The organism is Rhizobium sp. WYCCWR 11152, assembly GCF_013087615.1.
Lineage (GTDB): Bacteria > Pseudomonadota > Alphaproteobacteria > Rhizobiales > Rhizobiaceae > Rhizobium > Rhizobium indicum.
Genome location: NZ_JABFCP010000027.1, coordinates 111,415 through 133,831, shown reverse-complemented (window position 1 = coordinate 133,831; position 22,417 = coordinate 111,415). Strand labels below are relative to the sequence as shown.

At 62.3% G+C, this 22,417-nt stretch carries 22 protein-coding genes; 10 read left to right on the top strand and 12 right to left on the bottom strand.

Features of this window, described 5'->3' with window-relative positions; all coding sequences use genetic code 11:
• Positions 1-224: 224 nt before the first annotated feature.
• The 5 genes from G9X67_RS32910 to G9X67_RS32890 all read left to right on the top strand — a co-directional run bounded on the left by G9X67_RS32910 (position 225) and on the right by G9X67_RS32890 (position 6,700).
• Complete coding sequence (locus G9X67_RS32910) at positions 225-2,147, top strand: methyl-accepting chemotaxis protein (RefSeq protein ID WP_138333398.1); 1,923 nt, start codon at positions 225-227, stop codon at positions 2,145-2,147.
• Between the two features lie 218 nt (positions 2,148-2,365).
• Positions 2,366-4,174 carry a methyl-accepting chemotaxis protein gene (locus G9X67_RS32905; RefSeq protein ID WP_171600627.1) on the top strand — a complete coding sequence of 603 codons (1,809 nt, stop codon included), beginning with the start codon at positions 2,366-2,368 and terminating at the stop codon, positions 4,172-4,174.
• Positions 4,171-4,653, top strand: a complete 483-nt coding sequence (locus tag G9X67_RS32900; RefSeq protein WP_018072866.1) for a chemotaxis protein CheW — start codon at positions 4,171-4,173, stop codon at positions 4,651-4,653. Before G9X67_RS32905 ends, G9X67_RS32900 begins: the two co-directional genes overlap by 4 nt.
• Positions 4,654-4,683: 30 nt before the next feature.
• The gene (locus tag G9X67_RS32895) at positions 4,684-5,541 is read left to right on the top strand and encodes a CheR family methyltransferase (protein WP_138333400.1); all 858 of its coding nucleotides are present in this window, start codon (positions 4,684-4,686) and stop codon (positions 5,539-5,541) included.
• A 61-nt stretch (positions 5,542-5,602) separates the two neighbouring features.
• Complete coding sequence (locus G9X67_RS32890) at positions 5,603-6,700, top strand: chemotaxis response regulator protein-glutamate methylesterase (RefSeq protein ID WP_138333401.1); 1,098 nt, start codon at positions 5,603-5,605, stop codon at positions 6,698-6,700.
• An 82-nt stretch (positions 6,701-6,782) separates the two neighbouring features.
• Here the strand turns inward: G9X67_RS32890 and G9X67_RS32885 are convergent, their stop codons facing one another.
• Positions 6,783-7,523: a 3-oxoacyl-ACP reductase family protein gene (locus G9X67_RS32885; RefSeq protein WP_138333402.1), complete on the bottom strand. Its 741-nt coding sequence runs from the start codon at positions 7,521-7,523 to the stop codon at positions 6,783-6,785.
• 74 nt (positions 7,524-7,597) lie between these two features.
• Complete coding sequence (locus G9X67_RS32880; RefSeq protein WP_138333403.1) at positions 7,598-8,176, bottom strand: TetR/AcrR family transcriptional regulator; 579 nt, start codon at positions 8,174-8,176, stop codon at positions 7,598-7,600.
• A 218-nt stretch (positions 8,177-8,394) separates the two neighbouring features.
• Between G9X67_RS32880 and G9X67_RS32875 the strand changes: the two genes are divergently transcribed.
• The 3 genes from G9X67_RS32875 (at position 8,395) to G9X67_RS32865 (ending at position 11,449) form a co-directional block, all read left to right on the top strand.
• Positions 8,395-9,195: an inositol monophosphatase family protein gene (locus G9X67_RS32875; protein WP_138333404.1), complete on the top strand. Its 801-nt coding sequence runs from the start codon at positions 8,395-8,397 to the stop codon at positions 9,193-9,195.
• Positions 9,196-9,307: 112 nt separating this feature from the next.
• The gene (locus G9X67_RS32870) at positions 9,308-10,414 is read left to right on the top strand and encodes a flagellar motor protein MotA (protein ID WP_138333405.1); all 1,107 of its coding nucleotides are present in this window, start codon (positions 9,308-9,310) and stop codon (positions 10,412-10,414) included.
• A 3-nt stretch (positions 10,415-10,417) separates the two neighbouring features.
• Complete coding sequence (locus G9X67_RS32865) at positions 10,418-11,449, top strand: peptidoglycan -binding protein (RefSeq protein WP_138333406.1); 1,032 nt, start codon at positions 10,418-10,420, stop codon at positions 11,447-11,449.
• Between the two features lie 6 nt (positions 11,450-11,455).
• On the opposite strand, the gene G9X67_RS32860 is transcribed toward G9X67_RS32865, so the two are convergent.
• The 5 genes from G9X67_RS32860 to G9X67_RS32840 form a co-directional block, all read right to left on the bottom strand.
• Positions 11,456-12,700, bottom strand: coding sequence for a DUF6596 domain-containing protein (locus G9X67_RS32860; RefSeq protein ID WP_138333408.1), 1,245 nt, complete (start codon positions 12,698-12,700; stop codon positions 11,456-11,458).
• A 7-nt stretch (positions 12,701-12,707) separates the two neighbouring features.
• Entirely contained in the window at positions 12,708-13,046 is a 339-nt protein-coding gene (locus tag G9X67_RS32855; RefSeq protein ID WP_138333410.1) for a YciI family protein, read from the bottom strand.
• A 268-nt stretch (positions 13,047-13,314) separates the two neighbouring features.
• Positions 13,315-13,503 carry a YegP family protein gene (locus G9X67_RS32850; protein ID WP_064651210.1) on the bottom strand — a complete coding sequence of 63 codons (189 nt, stop codon included), beginning with the start codon at positions 13,501-13,503 and terminating at the stop codon, positions 13,315-13,317.
• A 283-nt stretch (positions 13,504-13,786) separates the two neighbouring features.
• Positions 13,787-14,779 carry a tripartite tricarboxylate transporter substrate binding protein gene (locus tag G9X67_RS32845; RefSeq protein WP_138333412.1) on the bottom strand — a complete coding sequence of 331 codons (993 nt, stop codon included), beginning with the start codon at positions 14,777-14,779 and terminating at the stop codon, positions 13,787-13,789.
• Positions 14,780-14,922: 143 nt separating this feature from the next.
• On the bottom strand, positions 14,923-16,725 hold the full coding sequence (locus tag G9X67_RS32840; RefSeq protein ID WP_171600626.1) for an ABC transporter transmembrane domain-containing protein: 1,803 nt from the start codon (positions 16,723-16,725) through the stop codon (positions 14,923-14,925).
• Positions 16,726-16,917: 192 nt separating this feature from the next.
• On the opposite strand from G9X67_RS32840, the gene rpmE reads away from it, so the two are divergent.
• A complete protein-coding gene (rpmE, locus tag G9X67_RS32835) occupies positions 16,918-17,139 on the top strand; it encodes a 50S ribosomal protein L31 (RefSeq protein ID WP_003542805.1) in 222 nt (73 codons plus the stop codon).
• A 185-nt stretch (positions 17,140-17,324) separates the two neighbouring features.
• On the opposite strand, the gene G9X67_RS32830 is transcribed toward rpmE, so the two are convergent.
• From G9X67_RS32830 to G9X67_RS32820, 3 genes are all read right to left on the bottom strand, one after another.
• The gene (locus G9X67_RS32830; protein ID WP_003542804.1) at positions 17,325-17,840 is read right to left on the bottom strand and encodes a DUF1465 family protein; all 516 of its coding nucleotides are present in this window, start codon (positions 17,838-17,840) and stop codon (positions 17,325-17,327) included.
• 391 nt (positions 17,841-18,231) lie between these two features.
• Positions 18,232-18,423, bottom strand: a complete 192-nt coding sequence (locus tag G9X67_RS32825; RefSeq protein ID WP_003542803.1) for a DUF1192 domain-containing protein — start codon at positions 18,421-18,423, stop codon at positions 18,232-18,234.
• A gap of 21 nt (positions 18,424-18,444) precedes the next feature.
• Positions 18,445-19,743 carry an MFS transporter gene (locus G9X67_RS32820; RefSeq protein WP_138333416.1) on the bottom strand — a complete coding sequence of 433 codons (1,299 nt, stop codon included), beginning with the start codon at positions 19,741-19,743 and terminating at the stop codon, positions 18,445-18,447.
• Between the two features lie 172 nt (positions 19,744-19,915).
• Here G9X67_RS32820 and G9X67_RS32815 point away from each other — a divergent pair, with 172 nt between their 5' ends.
• A complete protein-coding gene (locus G9X67_RS32815; RefSeq protein WP_003542801.1) occupies positions 19,916-20,080 on the top strand; it encodes a hypothetical protein in 165 nt (54 codons plus the stop codon).
• A 45-nt stretch (positions 20,081-20,125) separates the two neighbouring features.
• Here G9X67_RS32815 and G9X67_RS32810 read toward each other — a convergent pair whose 3' ends face one another.
• Together G9X67_RS32810 and G9X67_RS32805 are read right to left on the bottom strand one after the other, a co-directional pair.
• Entirely contained in the window at positions 20,126-21,049 is a 924-nt protein-coding gene (locus G9X67_RS32810; protein WP_138333418.1) for a PhzF family phenazine biosynthesis protein, read from the bottom strand.
• A gap of 156 nt (positions 21,050-21,205) precedes the next feature.
• The gene (locus G9X67_RS32805; RefSeq protein WP_072640618.1) at positions 21,206-22,231 is read right to left on the bottom strand and encodes a class I fructose-bisphosphate aldolase; all 1,026 of its coding nucleotides are present in this window, start codon (positions 22,229-22,231) and stop codon (positions 21,206-21,208) included.
• Between the last annotated feature and the right edge of the window lie 186 nt (positions 22,232-22,417).

Sequence of the window (22,417 nt, the reverse complement as noted above, 5' to 3'; positions counted from 1 at the left end):
CCTGAACGCTTTCGCCATGTGATCCCTCGGGCTGCTCCGGTGGCCCGAGGCGGGATATCCCCCAACGCATGTAGGCGTTGGCGCTGCGATCGATAGATGTCCGGCTGCCGGGAAGTGAATGTAGTCGCTTTCCCCCTTTTCAGACACATCACTTTCACGCTCGACGCCCCACCGATGGGACGTGTCTCTATCCATTCGTTTTGACCGCAAACAGGGGGCCTCACATGCGTTTCACCATCAAGCTCAAATTGGGTCTTGCCTTCGGCATCATGACGCTGCTGCTGATCGGCATCGCGGTTTATGGAAGCCTGAGCCTCGGCACCTTGAACGATGCAAGCGGCAATATGATCGACGGCCCGATGCGCCGCCTGGAACTGGCGCTGAACGCCAATGTTGCCGAAGTCAACGCCATCCGCGCTCAGAAGAACGCGCTGCTTTCCACCGAACCCGACGCCGCTGCCGGTTTCTACAAGGAGGCCGACCAGAACTTGCAGGCGATGTTCGATGCCGTCGATGCCGGCCACGCCATCGCTTCGCCCGAAGGCAAGCCCTATTGGGAAAAGCTGCAGACGATCGGTGCGAAATTCCGCGACAGATCCGCCGAACTGCAGCAGCTTGACGCCAGGGGCGATCAAGCCGGTGCACTGGCGCTGTCGCTCGGCGACCTGCGCACGATGACCAACGACATGGGTGACGCGATTGCCGCACTCATCGAGATCCAGCGCAAGGGCATGAAGGCGACCGATCAGTCGAACACCGATCTTTACAATTCGACCAAGCTGATCCTCGGCACCGCTTCCGGTATCGCCGTGCTCATCGCTCTCGGCGCTGCACTGTGGATCACGCTCGGCATCAACAACGGTCTGCGGAAGATTACGACCGTCGTAAACGCCGTCGCAATCGGCGACCTCAACCAGAAGGTCGACGTCAAGACCAATGACGAGATCAAGGATCTCATCAACACGGTCAACACCATGACTGCCAACCTGCGCGCCACGGCAGCACTCGCCGATCAGATCGCTATGGGCGACCTCAGTACCGATGCCAAGCCGCTTTCGGACAAGGATACGCTCGGCATCGCGATGCAGAGCATGATCTCCAACCTGCGGACCACCGCCGGCATCGCCGATCAGATCGCAAACGGCGACCTGACGGTGTCTCCGAAGCCGCTCTCCGACAAGGATGCGCTGGGCCTCGCCCTGGAGCAGATGGTCGAACGTCTGCGCGGCGTCGTCGCCGACGCGATCTCCGCCGCCGAGAACGTCTCTTCCGGCAGCCAGGAACTCTCGGCAAGCTCCGAGCAGGTCTCGCAGGGCGCCACCGAACAGGCGGCTTCGGCCGAAGAGGCTTCCGCCTCGATGGAAGAGATGGCTTCCAATATCAAGCAGAACGCTGACAACGCGGCGCAAACGGAAAAGATCGCCCGTCAGTCGGCCAAGGATGCTGAAGCCAGCGGCGAGGCCGTCTCCCGTGCCGTCGATGCCATGCGCACGATCGCCCAGAAGATCGGCATCGTCCAGGAAATCGCCCGCCAGACCGATCTGCTCGCCCTCAATGCCGCCGTCGAAGCCGCTCGTGCGGGTGAACACGGTAAGGGTTTTGCAGTCGTCGCCTCGGAGGTGCGCAAGCTTGCCGAACGCAGCCAGTCGGCTGCCGCCGAAATCAGCGCGATGTCGAGCGATACCGTGACGGCCGCCCAGGAAGCCGGCGATATGCTCGGCCGTCTGGTGCCCGACATCCGCAAGACGGCGGAACTGGTCTCCGAGATCAGTGCTGCCTGCCGCGAACAGGATATCGGGGCTGCCCAGATCAACGAGGCAATCCAGCAGCTCGACAAGGTGACGCAGCAGAATGCCGGTGCCTCCGAGCAGATGTCGGCGACCTCCGAGGAGCTCGCTTCCCAGGCCGAGGAACTGCAGACCTCGATCGCCTTCTTCAGGGTTGACATGGCGGGCGGGCGCCGCGATCGCACGCCGGCTGCAAAACTCACCGTCCGCAGCCGGGCTCCGGCCACACCGCGCAAGCCGGCCAGCAAGGCGCCGGCCAATACGGTCGCCGGCCAGCAAACCCGCGCCAAGGGGTTTGCCCTCGATATGTCGATGGGCGGTCCCGACACGGCCGATGACGAGTTTAGGGAGAGCGCATAGCGCTCCCCTGGGGAAAGCGCATAGCGCTCCCCCGTTCGCAACTGTCGTGGGCCAGCCAGCCTGGCCCACGACGCACACTCCGGCGCTCGCGTGCCGGCACGGAAGTCCGCCAATTTCCTTCCGTGGCATGTCTTTGCCTACTCGAATTTCTTTGCTGCATGATGCCGCGCGCGCCTGGACCCCATTTTATTGCTTCGCTCTCGGAGAGGTATATTGAGATGCGTATTACGATCAAACTTAAGCTCGCAGCCGCATTCGGCTTTGTCATACTGTTGCTGGTAGGCAGCGCGGTCTATGGAATCATCAGCCTCAGTTCCCTGAACGATGCTGTCGGCAACCTTGTTTCAGGTCCTGCAAAAAGGCTGGAACTGGCTCTGGAGGCAAAGACTGCCGAGCTTAATGCCGTTCGCTGGCAGAAGAATGCCCTTCTGGAAATGGATCCCGAAGTGGCCAGGAAGGACTACCAGAACTCGGCGAAGAGCCTGGATGAAATGGTGGCCTTCGCCACGGGCGGCCAACAGCTCGCAACCACCGAGGGCAAACCCACTTGGGACAGGCTGGTTGAGCTTGCCAAACGCTTCAATGAGAGCTCCAACAAGGTCGCCTCCATCCAGGAAAGCGGCGACAGGGCAGGGGCCGCGGCGCTTTCGTCGGGAGAGGTCCGCGTCCTCGTCGTGGAACTGGAAGAGGTTTTCGAGACGCTCGTCGCACTTCAGCAGAAGTCGATGACGCAAGCCGATGACGACACCGACATTCTTTATAGTTCGACGAAGAACATGCTCATCGGTATCGCTGTCGGCGCTTCCGTCATCGCGTTCGCTGCTGCGCTATGGATCGCGCTCGGCGTCAACAGCGGCCTGCGCAAGATCATGAACGTTGCCAGCGCCGTCGCCATCGGTGACCTGAACCAGAAGGTCGAGATCAGGAGCAACGACGAGATCAAGGATCTCGTGAACACGATCAACGTTATGACGGAAAATCTTCGCAACACCGCGGAGATCGCCAATCAGATCGCAAACGGCGACCTGACGGTGTCTCCGAAGCCGCTCTCCGACAAGGATGCGTTGGGCATTGCGCTCGAGCAGATGGTCGAGCGCCTGCGCGGGGTTGTCTCCGACGCGGCCGCTGCCGCAGAAAATGTCTCGGCCGGCAGCCAGGAACTCTCCTCGAGCTCCGAGCAGGTGTCGCAGGGCGCAACTGAACAGGCCGCGTCGGCCGAAGAGGCTTCTGCCTCGATGGAAGAGATGGCCGCCAACATCAAGCAGAACGCCGATAACGCCGCCCAGACCGAAAAGATCGCCCGCCAGTCGGCCAAGGACGCGGAGATGAGCGGTGAAGCGGTGACGCGTGCTGTCGACGCCATGCGCACGATTGCCCAGAAGATCGGCATCGTCCAGGAAATCGCCCGCCAGACCGATCTGCTGGCTTTGAACGCTGCCGTCGAAGCCGCGCGTGCGGGGGAACACGGCAAGGGTTTTGCGGTCGTCGCCTCGGAAGTGCGCAAGCTTGCCGAACGCAGCCAGTCGGCCGCCGCCGAAATCAGCTCTATGTCGGGCGATACGGTCAAGGCCGCTCAGGAAGCCGGCGACATGCTCGGCCGGCTGGTGCCCGATATCCGCAAGACGGCGGAACTGGTTTCCGAGATCAGTGCCGCCTGCCGCGAGCAGGATATCGGCGCCTCGCAGATCAATGAAGCGATCCAGCAGCTCGACAAGGTGACGCAGCAGAATGCCGGTGCTTCCGAGCAGATGTCTGCGACATCGGAAGAGCTCGCGACCCAAGCGGAAGAACTGCAGACGTCGGGCGCCTTCTTTAAAGTCGATACGGCAAGCAATCGCCAGCATCGCGTGCCGGCCGCCAAGGTCACGGTCCGCAGCCCGGCTTCCGCCGCCGGCCGCAAGCCCATGTCCAAGAAGCCGGCTGCCAACAGCGTTGCCGGCCAGCAGGCTCGGGCGAAAGGCTTCGCTCTCGATCTCTCGATGGGTGGTCCCGATAGTGGGGACGCCGAGTTCAAGGAAAGCGCATGATCATGGCCACGACATCTCTGGAAGCGCAATTCGTGACCTTCAGCCTCGGCGAGGAGATTTTCGCCGTGCCGGTTGAGGTCGTACGGGAAATCCTCGACTATGCGGAAGCTTTCAAGATTCCGAATGGTCCTGACTATCTGCTCGGCCTGCGCGATGTGCGCGGGCAGGGCGTGCCGACGATCGACCTTCGATTGAAGCTCGGCATGACGAAGACCGTGCCGACACCGCACACGCGGGTGCTCGTCCTCGACGTTCCGATGGAAAGCCGGCTGCTGACGCTCGGCCTCGTCGCCGACCGCGTCTTCGAGGTCACGCCGTTCCGGCGCGAGCAGATCGAGGCAGCGCCCGATATCGGCGTGCGGTGGCGCTCGGACTATATCGCCGGCGTCGTTCGCCGTGAAAACGGCTTCGTCGTCATCATCGATCTTGCACGCTTGCTGTCGCGCGAGGACGCCTCGGCACTGCAATCGGCGGCCTGACCCGCGCATCAACTCGGAGTACTGCATTCTATGAGTATGGCAGCAGCGGTGGAAACCCAATTGCCGGGTGACCGGATCAGCAAGCGCAATTTCGACAAGCTTGCCCGGTTCATCTACGACTATAGCGGCATCAAGATGCCGCCGACCAAGCTGACGATGCTCGAAGGGCGGCTGAGGCGCCGCCTTCGCGCAACCAACCACGCGACCTTCGACGATTATTGCGACTTCCTGTTCAATGAGGATGGCCTCGCCCAGGAAACCGTCTACCTGATCGACGTGGTGACGACGAATAAGACCGACTTCTTCCGCGAAGCCAAGCATTTCGACTATCTGCAGAGCGTGGCGTTGCCGGCGATCGCCAATAGCGGCGTGCGGACCATCCGCACCTGGAGTTCGGCCTGCTCGACGGGGGCGGAACCCTACACGATGGCGATGGTGCTGGCGGAGTTCGCCGAAGGCCGCAATGACGTCTCCTACAGCGTGCTGGCGACCGACCTTTCCACCGACGTGCTGCAGACGGCGCGCCGTGGCATCTATCCGGAAGATTTGATCGCGCCTGTGCCGCGCGATCTGCAGCGCAAATACGTGCTGACAGCCAAGCAGCCAGGTCGGCGGGAGGTGCGCATCACGCCGAAACTGCGCAGCAAGATCGGTTTTGCCCGTATGAACCTGATGGACGAGAAATACGCGATCGGCGAACCGATGCACGTCATCTTCTGCCGCAACGTGCTAATCTACTTCGACAAACAGACTCAGGCCGGCGTGCTCAACCGCCTCTGCGCCTGCCTGGCGAAGGGCGGCTATATGTTCATCGGTCACTCCGAATCGATCACCGGCTTCGATCTGCCGTTGAAGCAGGTCTCGAATACGGTGTTTCAGCGTATCTAAAGCGCATCGCGTCATCCCAAAACCGCTGCGCACTTCTGGACGGCATGCATTAGGGGCATTCATGGCTAAGAAAATCCGCGTTCTCATCATCGACGATTCCGCCAGCATCCGCCAGACGCTGACCCATGTGCTGGAGCAGGATCCCGATATCGAGATCATGGCGGTCGCATCCGACCCGTTCATGGCGGCGCGGAAGCTCCAGGAGGAGATCCCCGATGTCATCACGCTCGACGTCGAGATGCCGCGCATGGATGGCATCACCTTCCTGCGCAAGCTGATGTCGCAACGGCCGATCCCCGTCGTGATGTGCTCGTCGCTGACGGAAGCGGGTTCGGAAACGCTGCTCCAGGCGCTGGAGGCCGGCGCCGTCGACGTCATTTTGAAATCGAAGATCGGAGCGGCCGACAGCCTTGCCGACGATGCGATGCGTATTCGCGAAGTCGTCAAGAGCGCCTCGCATGCACGGCTTTCCAACGTGCGCCGCGCCGCCGGAACCATTCGCCCGGCTTCGGCGGAGGGGCCGGCCAAGAAGCTGACCGCGGATGTGATGCTGCCGCCACCGACGGGGCGGGCCATGGCGAAGACGACGGAGATGGTCGTCTGCGTCGGCGCCTCCACCGGCGGCACCGAAGCGCTGCGCGAGTTCCTGGAGGAACTGCCGGCCAATGCACCTGGCATGGTGATCGTCCAGCATATGCCGGAAAAATTTACTGCCGCCTTCGCCAAGCGGCTGAACGGGCTCTGCGAGGTCGAGGTCAAGGAAGCCGTCGATGGCGATCCGGTGCTGCGCGGCCATGTGCTGATCGCGCCAGGCGACAAACACATGCTGCTCGAACGCCAGGGTGCGCGCTACTATGTGAGCGTCAAGACCGGGCCGCTGGTGTCGCGACACCGGCCTTCCGTCGACGTGCTCTTCCGCTCGGCGGCGCGCTCGGCCGGCTCGAACGCCATGGGGATCATCATGACCGGCATGGGCGACGACGGCGCGCGCGGCATGCTGGAAATGCATCAGGCCGGCGCCTACACAGTGGCGCAGGACGAGGCGAGTTCCGTTGTTTTCGGCATGCCGAAGGAGGCGATCGCCAAAGGCGGCGTCGACCGTATTCTGCCGCTCGATCAGATCGCTCGCGAAGTGCTGATGACACAACAGAAGTTTTAAGTCGGTTTCAAGGGAACCGGCTGAAGCCGGCGGTATCGCACGATGCCGCCGGCTTTTGATCATAGCCGTGCAAGTTCTGTATTCAGGCGAGATAACCGCCGTCGATCGTCAGGCTGGTGCCGGTGACGAAGGCGGCCTCGGCACTGGCGAGATAGGCGGCGAGACCGGCGATCTCGCGGTCCTCACCCAGGCGGCCAAGCGCCATCAGCGGCTTGAGGCGCTCATGATCGTCCTCATTGGGGTTCATGTCGGTCGCCGTCGGGCCGGGCTGGATGTTGTTGACGGTGATGCCGCGTGGGCCGAGATCGCGGGCGAGGCCGCGGGTCATCGAGGCGATCGCGCCCTTCGTCATGCTGTAGACTGCGGAGGTCGGAAAGCCGCTGCGATCGGCGGTGACGCTGCCGATGGTGATGATGCGGCCGCCTTCCTTCATATGTCTTGCCGCTGCCTGGATGCCGACGAAGGCAGCGCGGACATTAACGGCGAACATCCGGTCGAAATCTTCGAGCGAATAGTCGTCGAGCGGGTTGAGGATGAGAATCCCGGCATTGCTGACGAGAATGTCGAGACCGCCAAAGGTCCCAGCTGTCAGCGCGACGGCATCCTGTACGGCTTTCGTATCGGCACTGTCGGCCCGGATCGCCAGCGCCCTACCGCCAGCAGCCTCCAACTCGGCGACGATCGCCTTCGCCTTGTGCTCGGAGCTGGAATAGGTGAAGGCAACGGCGGCGCCGTCGGCGGCGAGCCTTCGGACGATGGCGGCACCGATGCCGCGTGAGCCGCCGGTAACGAGGGCGATCTTGGTGGAAAGGGGTTGAGACATGCAGGTTTCCTTTGTTTTTGGATAGATCAGTCTAGAATTGTGCATGGAAAGGCCGGTTCGGAGTTGTCCCTTCGTCAGCGGAGGCTTCTGATTGCCATGCGTGCGATACCGCGTAGCGTCGCGGGTGGGGCGCCGTTTCGGGCGCTGACTTTCATGCCCGACAGGGCAGCGCCGAGAAACGGAATGGCGTCGGCGATATCGATATCTGTTGCGAGATCTCCGGTCCTGCGAGCCTCCGCGAGAAGGCTCTCGATCGCCGCGTGAAGCGCGTGGCCGGCGCTGTCGGTAAGAGCTGCGACCTCGGCATCGGTGCGGCCGAATTCACAGATGGCGCTGACACCGAGGCAGCCGCGCCGCGCTTCGGCAGCGGGACGCGAGGCGAAGGCGACAAGAGCGCCTTCCAGCGCCTCGATCGGCCGGCCTTCGCGGCGAAGATCGGCGATGATGTTGTCGATGCTCTCCACATTGTAGCGCTTCAGCGCTTCCAGATAGAGGCCGCGCTTGTCGCCGAAGGTGTCGTACATGCTTTGCCGGCTGATCTTCATCGCCGTCAGCAATTCCTCGGTCGAGGTGCCTTCATAGCCGTGCTCGGAAAATACGCCGATGGCGGCATGAAGGGCGGTGTCGCGATCGAATTCCTTGTGTCGTGCCATGACGAGGCTTCTACTCTTATTGGACTGATCTGTCCAGAATAAAATTAATGGTTTCTGGCACCGCAGGGCAGCCATGCGCGCCTCCCCTTGAAATTTCCCTGATTTTGTGGTCTTGAGGCCGCCAATCTTCGCAGCGCTGCCTGTCATGCATGTTCAGGGACACTTCCCGCCCCTGGCAGCGCGCGCGCCCCGTATCAGTCCCAAGGAAAAATGCGCCGATGGCCCGTTCAGCTCTTCTCAATGTCATGGTTCAGGCTGCCCTCAAGGCAGGAAAGTCGCTGGGACGTGATTTCGGCGAAGTGCAGAACCTGCAGGTTTCCGTGAAGGGACCGGGCGATTTCGTTTCCACCGCCGACCGCAAGGCCGAAAAGATCGTCAGGGAAGAGCTGCTCAAGGCGCGTCCGACCTATGGCTTCCTCGGCGAGGAAAGCGAGGAAATCAGGGGCACCGACGGCGCGCATCGCTGGATCGTCGACCCGCTCGACGGCACGACGAACTTTTTGCACGGCATCCCAGCCTTCGCTGTCTCGATCGCGCTCGAACGCAATGGCGAGATCGTTGCCGCCGTCGTCTTCAATCCGGCGACCGACGAACTCTATACCGCCGAGCGTGGCGGCGGCGCCTTTCTCAACGACCGGCGCCTGCGCGTCGCTGCGCGCCGGGCACTGTCGGATTGCGTCATCGGCTGTGGCGTGCCGGCGCTCGGCAAGCGCAATCACGGCAAGTTCCTGGTCGAGCTTCGCCACGTGATGGGCGAAGTGGCAGGCATCCGGCGCCTGGGCTCGCCGACGCTTGATCTTGCCTATGTCGCGGCCGGGCGTTTCGACGGTTTCTGGGAAGCGGAGCTTGCGCCCTGGGATATGGCGGCTGGCATCCTGCTCATCCGCGAAGCTGGCGGTTTCGCCACCGACTGGGACGGTGGCGCAACGATGCTCGAGAGCGGCACGATCGTCGCCGGCAACGAGATTATCCACAAGGCGCTGATCGAAGTCGTCAAGCGGCCGGTTCCCGCCAAGTGACCGAACGAAAATCTGGCTGTTGTAAAGTCACGGTTTTCTCCCCGGCATACTTCAATTCGGCACAATGTTGTTCTAGTCTCCGCCAGCAGGGAATCCGGAGGCTGCGTAACCTATGGAAAATGTGAATGTGGCGGAGATCGGCTCCACCGAAAAGACGGCGGGCATTTATGCCAACAGGCTTTCGAGCCCCATGCCCTTCCTCTGGACGATGCTGCTTTTCCTCGTCATCGTCGGTTTTATCGCCGCCATCCTCTTCCGCCAGACGCAGACCGCCTTCATGCACAATCCGGGCCTCAACGGCCTGATCGTCGGCGTTCTCGCGGTCGGAATCATCCTTGTTTTCAACCATGTACTGGCGCTTCGCCCCGAGGTGCGCTGGTTCAATTCGTTCCGCGCCGCCGGCAGCGTCGACAAGGTCAACCGCAATCCGCGGCTGCTTGCGCCAATGCGGGCGCTGCTCGGCAGCCGCAAGTCCGCAGTGTCGCTGTCGACGACGGCGCTACGCTCGATCCTCGATTCGATTGCCAGCCGCCTCGACGAATCGCGCGACGTTTCGCGCTACCTGATCGGCCTCTTGGTCTTCCTCGGCCTGCTCGGCACATTCTGGGGCCTCATCGGCACGATCGGTTCGATCAGCATTGTCATCCAGTCGCTCGATGCCGGCTCGAACGGCACCGGGGACGTGCTCTCGGCGCTGAAGGAAGGGCTTTCCACGCCGCTTTCGGGCATGGGCCAGGCCTTCTCCTCCTCGCTGCTCGGCCTTTCCGGTTCGCTCATTCTCGGCTTCCTCGACCTGCAGGCCGGCCGCGCGCAAAACCGCTTCTATATGGAGCTGGAAAACTGGCTCTCCTCGGTCACGGATGTCGGCTCCGATCATCTTGCCCCAGCTCTCGACGCCGTTTCCGGCGCTTCGTCGGATGACATGCGCGCGCTCTCCGATTATCTGCGCAAGGTCTCGGAAGAGGGCGGCGCCGGCAGCCAGCGCTCCGTCGCTGCCATGGCGAGCCTTGCCGAAGGCATTCAGGGTCTCGTCAAGAACATGCGCAACGAGCAGCAGATGCTGCGCGACTGGATCGAGGCACAGCAGGACGAGGCCAAGGCAATGCGACGCACGCTCGACCGGCTTGCCGAACGCATCGGCGTGCAGGAGCGCGCAGGCGAGAGGGGCGAGCGCTTGCGCGACCGCGCCAGCCAGGCAGAAAAGAGCGAGGGCAAGTAAGCCATGGCTCTTGCCCGCAACCGGCGCCGCGAACGCACGGTGGATTACTGGCCGGGTTTCGTCGACGCGCTGTCGACGCTGCTCATTTCCATCATGTTCCTGCTGACGGTCTTTGTCGTCGGGCAGTTCATCCTCAGCCGTGAGATCACCGGACGCGATGAGGTGCTCAATCGCCTCAACAGCCAGATCAACGAGCTGACGCAGCTTCTCGCGCTCGAAAAGGGCAGCAACCAGGATCTCCAGGATTCGGTCGCCAATCTGCAGGCCTCGCTTGCCAGCGCCGAAGGTGACCGGTCGCGGCTGCAGGCGCTGCTGAATGCCGGTTCGGGCGGTCAGGATGCGGCACAGAAGCGGATCGGCTCGATGACGCAGGAGCTCGACGAGCAGAAGCAGGTGAGCGAGCGGGCGCTCAGCCAGGTCGAATTGCTGAACCAGCAGATCGCAGCGCTTCGCAGCCAGATTGCCGCCGTCGAAGCAGCCCTTCAGGCGTCGGAGGAGAAAGACCGGGTCTCGCAGACCAAGATCGCCGACCTCGGCAGCCGCCTCAACGTGGCGCTCGCCGCACGCGTCCAGGAGCTGAACCGCTACCGTTCCGACTTCTTCGGCCGTCTGCGCGAGATCCTCTCGGACCGCGAGAATATCCGCATCGTCGGCGACCGGTTCGTCTTCCAATCGGAAGTGCTGTTTCCCTCGGGCGGCGCCGATCTCAACCCGGAGGGGCAGACCGAGATGGCGAAGCTTGCTAGCGCCCTTCTCGATCTCGCCAAAGAAATTCCGCCCGAGATCAACTGGGTGCTGCGCGTCGATGGCCATACCGACAATGTGCCGCTTGGCGGAACTGGCCGCTATCGCGACAATTGGGAACTCTCCTCGGCGCGCGCGATTTCGGTCGTCAAATTCCTGATTGCACAAGGCGTGCCGGCCGACCGGCTGGTTGCCGCCGGCTTCGGCGAGTTCCAGCCGATCGCGCCTGGCGATACACCGGATGCGCGCTCTACCAACCGCCGCATCGAGCTGAAGCTGACCGAGAAGTGATTAACATCATATCGCCTGCCGCGCGTCCTTTAGCCGGCCGGCGAGGAAATCGCGCACGGCGGGGCTGTCGCTGAGGCCGATTGCTGTCATATAGGCATCGGCTGCCGCGGTATGATCGCCGACCTGGGTCAGGAGAAAGGCACGCACCGCCCAGTAGGGCTGGTAGCTTGCGATGTCGCGCGGATCGAGCTTGTCGAGCTGCTCCAGCCCGGCAGCGGCGCTCGAGGCCCTGCCGATCACCGCAGCCTGGCTGACGCGCGCACCCAGCGTCGGCTTCATCATCACCAGCGCTGCGTAGAGTGTCGTCAGCGCCTGCCAGTCGGTCGTTCCCGATAGCCGGCGCGCCGCATGCACGGACTGGATCGCCGCCTGGCACTGGAAGGGGCCGAAACGGTCGAAGCTGCCGGCCTTGCGCAGCAGCGCATCCGCCTCGGCAATCATGATCGCGTTCCACGCAGTCGTATCCTGCTCATCCAACGGCACATATCGGCCATCGCCGCCGCGCCGGGCGCTGCGGCGGGCTTCGCAGTGAAGCATCAGCGAGAGCAGGCCAACAGCTTCCGGTTCGTCCGGCAGCACCGCCAGAAGCGCACGGCCGAGCCAGATCGCTTCGCCGGCGAGCGAATGGCGTTCGTTCTCTCCGTCAAGACCGTCCCAGCCGAGACCGTAAGCCGCGTAGATCGCCGAAAGCACCGCCGCCAACCGCCCCGGCAACGCGGGGCGAGGCGGAACGGCGAAGGGAATGCCGGCATCGCGGATCTTCACCTTGGCCCGCACCAGCCGCTGGCTCATCGCCTCCGGTGAGACGACGAACGATCGGGCGATGATCTTTGCTTCGATGCCAAGAACGGTCTGCAGCATCAGCGCCGTATGCACGGAGCTGTCGATGGCGGGATGGGTGCAGGCAAACAGCAGCTTCAGCCGCTCATCGGGAAAGACGGCGCTGCCGGCCGCGTTCATGCGTTCCTCCGCCTCCTCGAAGGCGACCGATATCGTCGTTTGTGCATTGGCCTCGACGGTGCGATGGCGGGCCGCCTGCATGAGGTTGCGGCGAGCAGCCACCAGCAGCCAGGCTTCCGGATTGCCGGGAACGCCGCGTTCCGGCCAGACGCGAAGGGCCGAAGCCAGCGCTGCCGACAATGCATCCTCTGCCGCCGGCACGTCGCGCGAGCGGGCGGCGAGAAAGGCAATCAGCTTGCCGTAGGACTGACGCGCCACCTTTTCGGCAGCGCGTCCGGCATCGGGTTGCATTGCCGCCTCACATCTGCAGGCGCGGGCGCACCTCGACCGAACCCTTGTCGGAGATCGGAACGCGGGTCGCCCATTCGAGCGCGGTGTCCATGTCGGGAACGTCGATCAGATAGAAGCCGCCGAGCTGTTCCTTGCCTTCCGGATAGGGACCGTCCTGAACATCATGGTCCTCGCCTTTGCGGCGCACGATCGTGCCGGTCTCCGGGCCTGTCAGCCCGGCGCCGCCGGTCATGATCCCGGCCTGGGCGAGCGCCTGGCTGTAGGCGACCCAGCCGTCGCGATAGGCGGGATCGCTACGGCGGGCGAAATCCTCGGCGGCTTCGCGAATGATGAGAGCATATTGCATGGAAAACTCCTGATCTCGTTGCTGACGTTGATCCGGGCATGCCGATAGCGGGGATCCAGATCCCGAAAACCGTGAAGCCCGGCGGAGCGGTGGGGCCGTTCCGAAACAATGAGGCGCGGCCACCGGTCGTTTCGACATGGTTTTCAAAAAAATATGCGAAAAAGAAAAATGGCGCCGAAAATCGCAAGCGGGCCAGGCTCAAGGGCGCCGGCGCTGCTTACGGGCGCGAAAGGGCAGGGCGGCAATCACGCCGCCGCTGCCGGTCTGCTCAGGACTCGGCCTTCGTCTGGTCGACGACCTCGGCGCTTGGCGTGTTCTTCTTGATGGATTCGATGGCACTCACGGCGGACGCCTTCGCCTTGTAGCCTTCGGACAGGAACATGGTTTCCCCGTTCGATGCCTTGAAGCGGAAGCGGAACTCGCCGGCCTTATCCTTATAGACTTCGAATTTATACATAGATGTCTCCCGAAATCCCAAAACGCTGAATTGCAACCATCAGCTTAGTGGAGGCTAGATCAAAATGGCGAGCTTTTCCACTGCCTTAATCAGGATTGGGTTGCTTAGCGTCCAATTGTCACCGTTTCTATTGGACGCAAGCGAATGAGGGCGGCAGCGCCTATGCCCGAGAACAGGATGATCTCAGGCCGGATCGGCCTAAAATCTGAATCCTGTTCTCATTTAAAGAATAGAGCATGACGTCATCCGAAAACCGCTCACACTTTGCGGATCATGCTCGGCATCACTCCATCTGGATGTTCGCGCCCTTGACGACCGGTCCCCATTTGGCGAGTTCGGCCTTCACATGGGCGGCGAGTTCCTCCGGCGTCGAGCCGACGATGGTGGCGCTGAATTCCTTCATCCGTTCCGCAACGGCAGGGTCGGCGAGCGCCTTTTTAGCCGAGGCGTTGAGGCGCGTCACAACCTCGCTCGGCGTCTTGGCCGGGGCGAAAAGCGCGTTCCAGGTGTAGGTCTCGTAACCTGGAATGCCTGACTCGGCGACGGTCGGTATGTCTGGGAACGAGGGCGCGCGCTCGGCCGTGGTCACCGCCAGCGCCCGCAGAGTGCCGGCCTTGATGTGGCTCGACGAGGAGGGCAGGTTGTCGAACATGATCGGCACCTGGTTGCCGATGACGTCGTTCAATGCCGGACCGGCACCCTTATAGGGGATGTGCTGCATGCTGACGCCGGCCATGGACTTGAAGAGTTCACCGGAAAGATGCAACGGCGTGCCGTTGCCCGATGAGGCGTAGCTGTATTTGTCGGGCTCGGCCTTCAGCAGGGCGACCAGTTCCTGCACGGTCTTTGCCGGCAGTTCCGGGTTGACGACCAGCACATTCGGCACGACGACGAGCAGCGAGATCGGCGCGAAATCCTTTTCGGCGTCATAGGGCGTCGATTTCAGGATCAGCGGATTGAGGGCGTGGGTCGCGACCGTGCCCATCAGGATGGTGTAGCCGTCCGGTTCGGCGCGGGCGACGTTACCGGCGCCGAGATTGCCGCCGGCGCCGGCGACGTTCTGGACGATTACCTGTTGGCCGAGATCCTCCGACATCTTCTGCGCGACGATGCGGGCGACGACATCGGTCGAGCCGCCGGCCGCGAAGGGCACGACCATAGTGATCGCGCGATCGGGAAAATCCGCAGCAGCGGCAGACGCGCCGACGGCAAGGGCCGCAAGCGCACCGAAACCGAGCGCAAGGCCCGTACGTCGCGTCATATCGAAAAGCGCCATTCCTATCTCCTCCCAAGGATTTCAGCAGCAATATCCCCACCCCGGGGAATGAAGAGGTTAGGGCAGGACGCGCGAAAGACAACCGCAGAGAAGCGCGGCGGGTTCAGACTTTAGTCGCTGTTGGCGGGAGAAGTGCGCGCCGGCTATTTCGCGGCGGCGAGCACATCCTCATTGGCGGCGTCGAATTGCAGCCGCGCCAGCCGCGCATAGATGCCGCCGTGACGGATCAGGCTCTGATGCGTGCCCTCTTCGACGACCCGGCCCTGATCCATGACGAGAATACGGTCGGCCTTCAGCACGGTTGCCAGGCGATGGGCGATGACGAGCGTCGTGCGGCCGTCCACCAGGCCGTCAAGCGCCTTCTGCACCAGCGTTTCGCTTTCGGCGTCAAGCGCGGAGGTTGCCTCGTCGAGCAGCAGCACGGGCGCGTTCTTCAGGATGGCGCGGGCAATGGCGATGCGCTGTCGCTGGCCGCCGGAGAGCGTGATGCCGCGTTCGCCGACCTCGGTCTCATAACCCTGGTCCAGCCGGGCGATGAATTCGTCGGCCTGCGCGGCAAGAGCTGCGGCGCGGACCTCGTCACGCGAGGCGCCGGGACGGCCGAAGGCGATGTTGTCATGGATCGAGGCGGCAAAGATGGTGACGTCCTGCGGCACGATGGCGATGCGCTGGCGCAGCTCGTCGGGCGTCGTCAGCTGCGCATCGACACCGTCGATCGTCACGCTGCCCTGCTGCGGATCGTAGAAGCGCAGCAGCAGCGAAAAGACGGTGCTCTTGCCGGCACCGGAAGGGCCGACGATGGCGACGGTCTCACCTGGCGTGACCGCGAAGCTTAAACCATGCAGCGCCGATTTGCCGGGGCGCGAGGGATAGGCAAAATGCACGCCGGAAAATTCGACGCGGCCGCGGCTGGGCGAGGGAAGCGGCTCAGGGCTGGCGGGTGCTGCGATCGGCGAGACCTCGTCGAGAAGCTCGGTCAGCCGGTCTGCGGCACCGGCTGCCTGCGAGAGTTCACCCCAGACCTCTGACAGCGCGCCCAGCGAACCGGCGGAGATGACGGCATAGAGCAGGAACTGGCCGAGCGTGCCGGCCGAAAGCGTGCCGGCAAGCACGCTGTGGGCGCCGACCCAAAGAACGGCGACGACGCTGCCGAAGATCAGCGTGATGGCGATCCCGGTCAGCAGCGCGCGCGAGCGGATGGCGGCGCGGGCGGCCTCATAGGCGGATTCGACGGCGGTGCCGTAACGCGTCGCTGCGGCATCCTCGCCGTTGAAGGCCTGGACGGTGCGGGTCGCGGCGATCGTCTCGTTGGCGAAGGCGGAGGCATCGGCGAGCGTATCCTGGGCGGCGCGTGAGCGCTTGCGCACCGAGCGGCCGAAGGCGACGAGCGGGAAGACAATCAGCGGGATCGCTCCGATGACGAGGCTCGAAAGCTTCGGCGAGGTGACGATCATCATGCCCATGGCGCCGATACAGAGGATGAAGTTCCTGAGCGCCACCGAGGCGGTGGCGCCGACGGCGGACTTGATCTGTGTCGTATCGGCGGTCAGCCGCGAGACGATCTCACCCGATTGATTGACGTCGAAGAAGGAGGGCGACAGCCTTGTCACATGGGAAAAGACATCGCGGCGAAGATCGGCGACGATGCGCTCGCCGATGGTGATGACGAAATAATAGCGCAGCGCGCTGGCGACCGCGAGCACGATGGCCATGACCATCAGCATGGCGAAGTAGCTGTTGATGAAGCGGCCGTCGGACTGGGTGAAGCCGTGATCGATCATGCGACGCACGGCGAGCGGCAGCGCCAGCGAGGTGATGGCGGCAAGCGCCAGCGACATCAGCGCACCGGCCACCAGGCCGCGGTAGCGCATGACATAGGGCATCAGCCTGCCGAGCGGTCGCAGCGATCGCTTCTTGTTTTCCTCAGCCCGTGTCTGCTCTGCCAAATCGTCTCCGATCGCCCGCAGGACCCGCGCAATGCGGCCTGTTGGCTCTTGTTATCTAGGCGTCCTTCATGTATAGGCACCGCATCCTAATGGGAAGCCGTAGCCATCCGACTGCGGCTTCATTTATTCAATCGGTTCGTTGGCCGCAACTGCATGCGGCAAATTGAACTCCGGTATCGCAGGAAGATTGTTATGAAGGCAGGCATCCATCCCGAATATCACATGATCAAGGTGGTCATGACCGATGGCACTGAGTACGAAACCCGCTCGACCTGGGGTTCGGAAGGCGCTGTCATGAACCTCGAAATCGACTCCAAGTCGCATCCGGCCTGGACCGGCGGCAACCAGCAGCTCATGGACCGCGGTGGCCGCGTTTCCAAGTTCAACAAGCGCTTCGGCGGTCTCGGCCTCTAATCGCTTTTGCTCGACGGAATTCGAAGAGAGCCCGGTTTCGCCGGGCTTTTTTGCGTTTGCAACGGCTTACAGTGCCGCGCGTCTTTTGGGACGCGTAAAGGACGCTGTAGGGATGCTTCAGCGGCAAACAAAAAACCGGCCACGTAAGACGCAGCCGGTTCGTATTCGAATTCTTGCAGATCTGGTCAGTTGTTGCCGAAGGCGGTCTGCAACAGGGAAAGCTGGGCCTGGACGCTGTTCTGATTATCATGAACGATCACCGCTTCGGACGGGCGGTAGATCTCGCGGTCGAGTAGGGCGATACGGTTCTGCAAACGCAGCGAGCGTTCGACGAGGTCGCGGAAGGATTCCGGCAGGTCGCCCCAGCCGGGCGCGGCGCGGTCGACGTTGAAGCCGTCGAGGCGAACCTTGTTCTTTTCGGCCAGCACCTGGTCACGGGACATTTCGCCATTGTTGACGGCGCGCTGCAACAGCAGCCAGGAGGCCATCTGCATCAGGCGGGTGGTGAGACGCATCGATTCCGCGGCGTAGAGAACCGAGGCCATCCGCGGCAGAACCTTGGAGGCGGCGCGGCCCTGACCGTCGAGATAGGCGGCAGTCTCTTCGACCAGCGACATGCCTTCCGCATAAAGTGCCTTGAACTGCGAGGATGCAGCGGCGCGGCCTGCAAAACTGATCGTGTTCAATCCAACTTCCGACATCGCAATAGTCCCTGTTCGCACGCAGCTACATATATTCAGGTAACGCCGGCACCGACGGAAAAGTTTCCAGGCCCGGTCTTTATGACTTTAAGATGGTATCATTAGCCCAAATGCGCAAGCCGTTTCTTAAGAAAGGGTTAATCTCCACAGTTTCGTGGAAGTGCGCCGGCCATAGGAAAAAGAAGAGCCGCAAACGCGGCTCTCAAGGTAAAACAGGGAGAAAAATCAGACCAATTCACCGCTTGGAAAACTGTCTGAGATCCAGAGGAAATCCGGATGAATACAGTAATACCTTATAAAGCTTAATATTTTATTAACATTGTGCCGGATTAAGACTTGAGGCGGGCTATTTTATCCGCCTATAGCCTTGTTTTTCGGGGTTTTTATCGGATCACGAGCGGAAGAAGCTTTCCGCCGCCTGCCGCCCGGAGGCTTTGCGGGCGGCCTCGGCCTCAAGACGGGCGATCTCCGTCTTCAGCAATTCCACCCGCGCCTTCAATTCATCGACCGAAAGCATGGAGAGATCGGCGCCGATCTCATGGGCGACTTTCTTCTGCGGCCGGTCATCATCGATGAAGCTCATGGTTCGTCCTCCGTTCGCTGCCTAACCAAACTTTACAGCAGGATCGTCGCTTTCGGGAGACTTTCCGGTTTCGGGAGGTTTGCCGGCGCCGCGATCGGCAAGCGACATGCTTTGCGGTGTCAGGATCGCCGAGGTGCCGGTCGGGATCGTCGTGTAGGCGTCGCGGTCGCTGGCGGGGACCGCGGCCCGGATGCGGCTCCTGATGATGGCATAAACGGTGATCAGCACATGGGCGATGGCGGTGACCAGGAAAAGCGCGTGTGGACTGATCGCCGACATGACGGGACCGCTGAGCGTCGGGCCGATCACCGTGCCGATGCCGTAGAGCAGCAGCAAGCCGCCGGAGACCTTGACGAAATCCTCTGACGACGCGAAGTCGTTCGCGTGGGCGACGGCGATCGGATAGAGCGTATTCGCCACGGCGCCGTAAAGGACGACGAGCCCGATCAGCAGGGCGGGGGACGTCGGGTGGAGCAGGAAGATCAGCAGGCCGGCAAGGGCGGCGATCCCCGACATGGCAGCGAGCACGTAACGCCGGTCGATGCGATCGGAAAGCCGGCCGGCCGGCAGCTGCATCACCGCCCCGGCGAAGATGGTGGCGCTCATCATGACGGCGATGCTGGTGTCGGAGAGGCCGGCGCCGGCGCCGAAGACGGCGCCGAGCGTGCCGTAGGCACCGTTGGCGATGCCGACGAGCAGGATGCCGAGGCAGGAGACCGGCGAGTTGCGATAGAGCGCCGGCAGATCGAGGCGCACCGCCTTCAGCGGCTGCGGCGAAGCGGCGGTCGACAGCGTCGTCGGCAGCATGGCGATGCAATAGAAGATGCCGCAGATCATGAAGAGAACCGGCGTGCGCACATCCTCGAGCGGGATCATCATCTGGCCGCCGACCACGCCGATGAGTGTGATGCCGATATAAAGCGAGAAGATCATGCCGCGGCTCTCGTTGCTGGCACGCTCGTTCAGCCAGCTTTCGATGATCATCGACGTGCCGGCGGTGGAGAAGCCGGTGACGGCGCGCAGGACCACCCACCAGACCGGATCGATGATGATACCGCTGACCAGCGCAATGATGGCGATGATCGAGATGAAGCCTGAAAAGGCACGCACATGGCCGACGCGGCGCACAATCTTCGGCGCAATCAAGCAGCCGATGACGAAGCCTCCCGCCCACGAAGTGCCGAGCAGGCCGAGCGTCGTCGTCGCGTAGCCTTCGAGATTGCCGCGCACGGGAAGCAGTATGCCCTGCAGGCCGTTGCCCATGAAAAGGAAGAGCGTGCCAAAGAGCAGCGCGGCGACGGACAGCAGATTTCTCTTCATTTCCCCAGACTCGGTCTTAGCGATTTGCAATGACATAAGGCAGGACCTGCGTCAGCCCAGCCTCAAGATGATTGATTGTGCCCCGGAATGTCTTTACGGCGTGTCGAGATCCTCTTGTTCGCGCGGAAAAATGTCCGTCCTGTGACATTCCGAAAAACGGAAAAAATAAAGCATGACAAAGCTGATAGCCTTGCTGCTCATCCTTGCCATGGCGATACAGGTGATCAAACCGCTCGGGCTTCCCGGCCTCAGGCGGCGGATGGATTTCTGGAAGCTCGCGCTGATCGCTTTCGCCGTCTGGGCAGTGGCTCTGCTTTCGCGCGATTTCCTGATGTAGCCCCGGATTGCGTATAAAGCAGGGGTATGGTCCGGGCTGCGACCGTCAGTCTTGCAAGCCAATTTCTCCGCGCATGACGGAAACGCAGCCTCCCGAGATGACGACATCGGTGACGATGCCGTTGGATTTCAGCACATCAAGGGTGATAACGCTGCGGCGGCCCATTTCGACGCCCTGTTCAATGGTGATGCGGACGTTCATATCGGCCTCCGGCGCAAGCGAGACGAGATAGGCGCCAAGCGCGGCGGAAGCGCTGCCGGTTGCCGGATCTTCGGGCACGTTATCGAGGGGCGCGAACATACGGGCGCGAATATTCCATGGATTTTCGGCTGTCCTCACATAGAGGAAGAGCGAGAAGTCGTGGCCGCTCGTCGTCTGGCGGCCGGCAGCTGCCTGGAACCCGGCAAGGTTCGGACGGGCGGCGGCCAGCGCTTCGAGCCCGTTCACCTCTGCGATGGCGAAGTTCAGCCCGACGGATGCAAAGACCGGGGCATGGGTGGTGTCGACGATGACGCCCGGGTCGAGCGTGACGCAGCCGGCGATGGTTTGCGCGGCGATGGTGTCGCCGATCGTCAGCGGCTGCGGCGCGCGGATGGCGGCAGCAGCAACCTTTCCGCCGCTGCGTTTCAGGCTGACTTCGACGATGCCGGCCTTTTCCTCAAAACGCAGCGTATCGCCGACCGGCTTGCCGAAAATCTCCCCCTGCTGGCCGAGCACATAGGCGGTGCCGACGTTCGGATGGCCGGCAAAGGGTACTTCCATCGTCGGGGTGAAGATGCGCACGCAGGCGGAATTTTGCGGGTCTTCCGGCGGCAGGACGAAGGTGACTTCGGAATAGTTGAACTCGGTGGCGATCTTTTGCATCGCCACATCGCTCAGACCGCGCGCATCGGAAATGACGGCAAGCGGATTGCCCTCGAAGCGGGTGGAGGTGAAGACATCGACGGTGACGTAGGAGAGGGTGTTCATGGCGGCTCCTGTTGTGACAGGGCGCTATGAGTAATCACGGTTTTTCGCGGAACGAAGCGGTTTCTTGTCGCCGTGACAATGAGAGGGAAGGAAACGGCGGAGAGGGCAGGAAGCTGCGTTCGCCGCTCCCTGCCCATTAGTTCAAAGCTCCAAAACTCAGGCTGCCTTTTCCAGGTCTTTCTTCCAGTTGCCCTTGGCGGCAAGGCTGTTCATCTCGGCGCGGTGGGTGAATTCGCGCTGGCCGGCAGCGACGTTTTCCTGCTTGCCGTTCCAGGCCCTGAGCGCGCTGTCCTGCAGGGCGCGGCCGTAGGAGAAGGTGACGAACCAGGGCAGGTCGCCGCTGGCATTGATCGCCGAAAGATGGGCTGTCGCCTCTTCGGTCGTCTGGCCGCCGGAGAGGAAGGCGATGCCGGGAACGGCGGGCGGGACGGTCGCCTTCAGCACCTTGACGGTGCGCTCGGCAACTTCCGCGACCGAGGCCTTGCGGGCGTTCTTGCCGTCGATCACCATGTTCGGCTTGAGGATCATGCCTTCGAGGTTGACGCGGGCATCGGCCAGTTCCTCGAAAACGATGCGCAGCGTGGATTCGGTCACTTCGGCGCAGCGGTCGATATTGTGATCGCCCGGTTTGCCGTCCATCAGGCATTCCGGCTCGACGATCGGAACGATCCCGGCCTCCTGGCAAAGTGCGGCATAACGAGCAAGCGCCTGAGCGTTGGCGCGGACGGAACCGCGGGTCGGCAAGGTCGACGAGATGGCGATGACGCCGCGCCACTTGGCGAAGCGGGCGCCGGCTTCATAATATCTGGCAAGGCGCTCGCCGAGACCGTCGAGGCCCTCAGTGATGGTTTCAGCGGGATATTTGGCCATCGGCTTGGCGCCGGTGTCGACCTTGATGCCGGGGATGGCGCCGGCTGCGCGGATGATATCGACGAAGGGCGTGCCGTCCGCGGCTTTCTGGAACAACGTCTCTTCGAAGAGGATGACGCCGGAGATATATTTCTTCATCGCCTCGTCTGAGCGGAAGAGCATCTCCCGGTAGTCTCGCCGGCTCGTTTCGGTCGATTCGAGGTTGATCGTGTCGAAACGTTTCTTGATGGTGGAGGTCGATTCATCGGCGGCGAGCAGCCCCCGGCCGCCTGTAACCATCTGCACTGCAATGTCTTCCAGTCGTTCGCTCATTTCGTTCTCTCCACAACAATAAACATCGGCACTTCAGGAATATAGAACGCGGATAACAGAAGTTTATAGGGAGAAAAATGGAAGGCTAAGTCATTGAAACGATTGAATTCAATTCAATCGTTTGAAAGTTGGGATTTTTTTCGTCCCCTGAGCAAAAGACCGCGGAAGCTGTTTTTCTTCCACGGT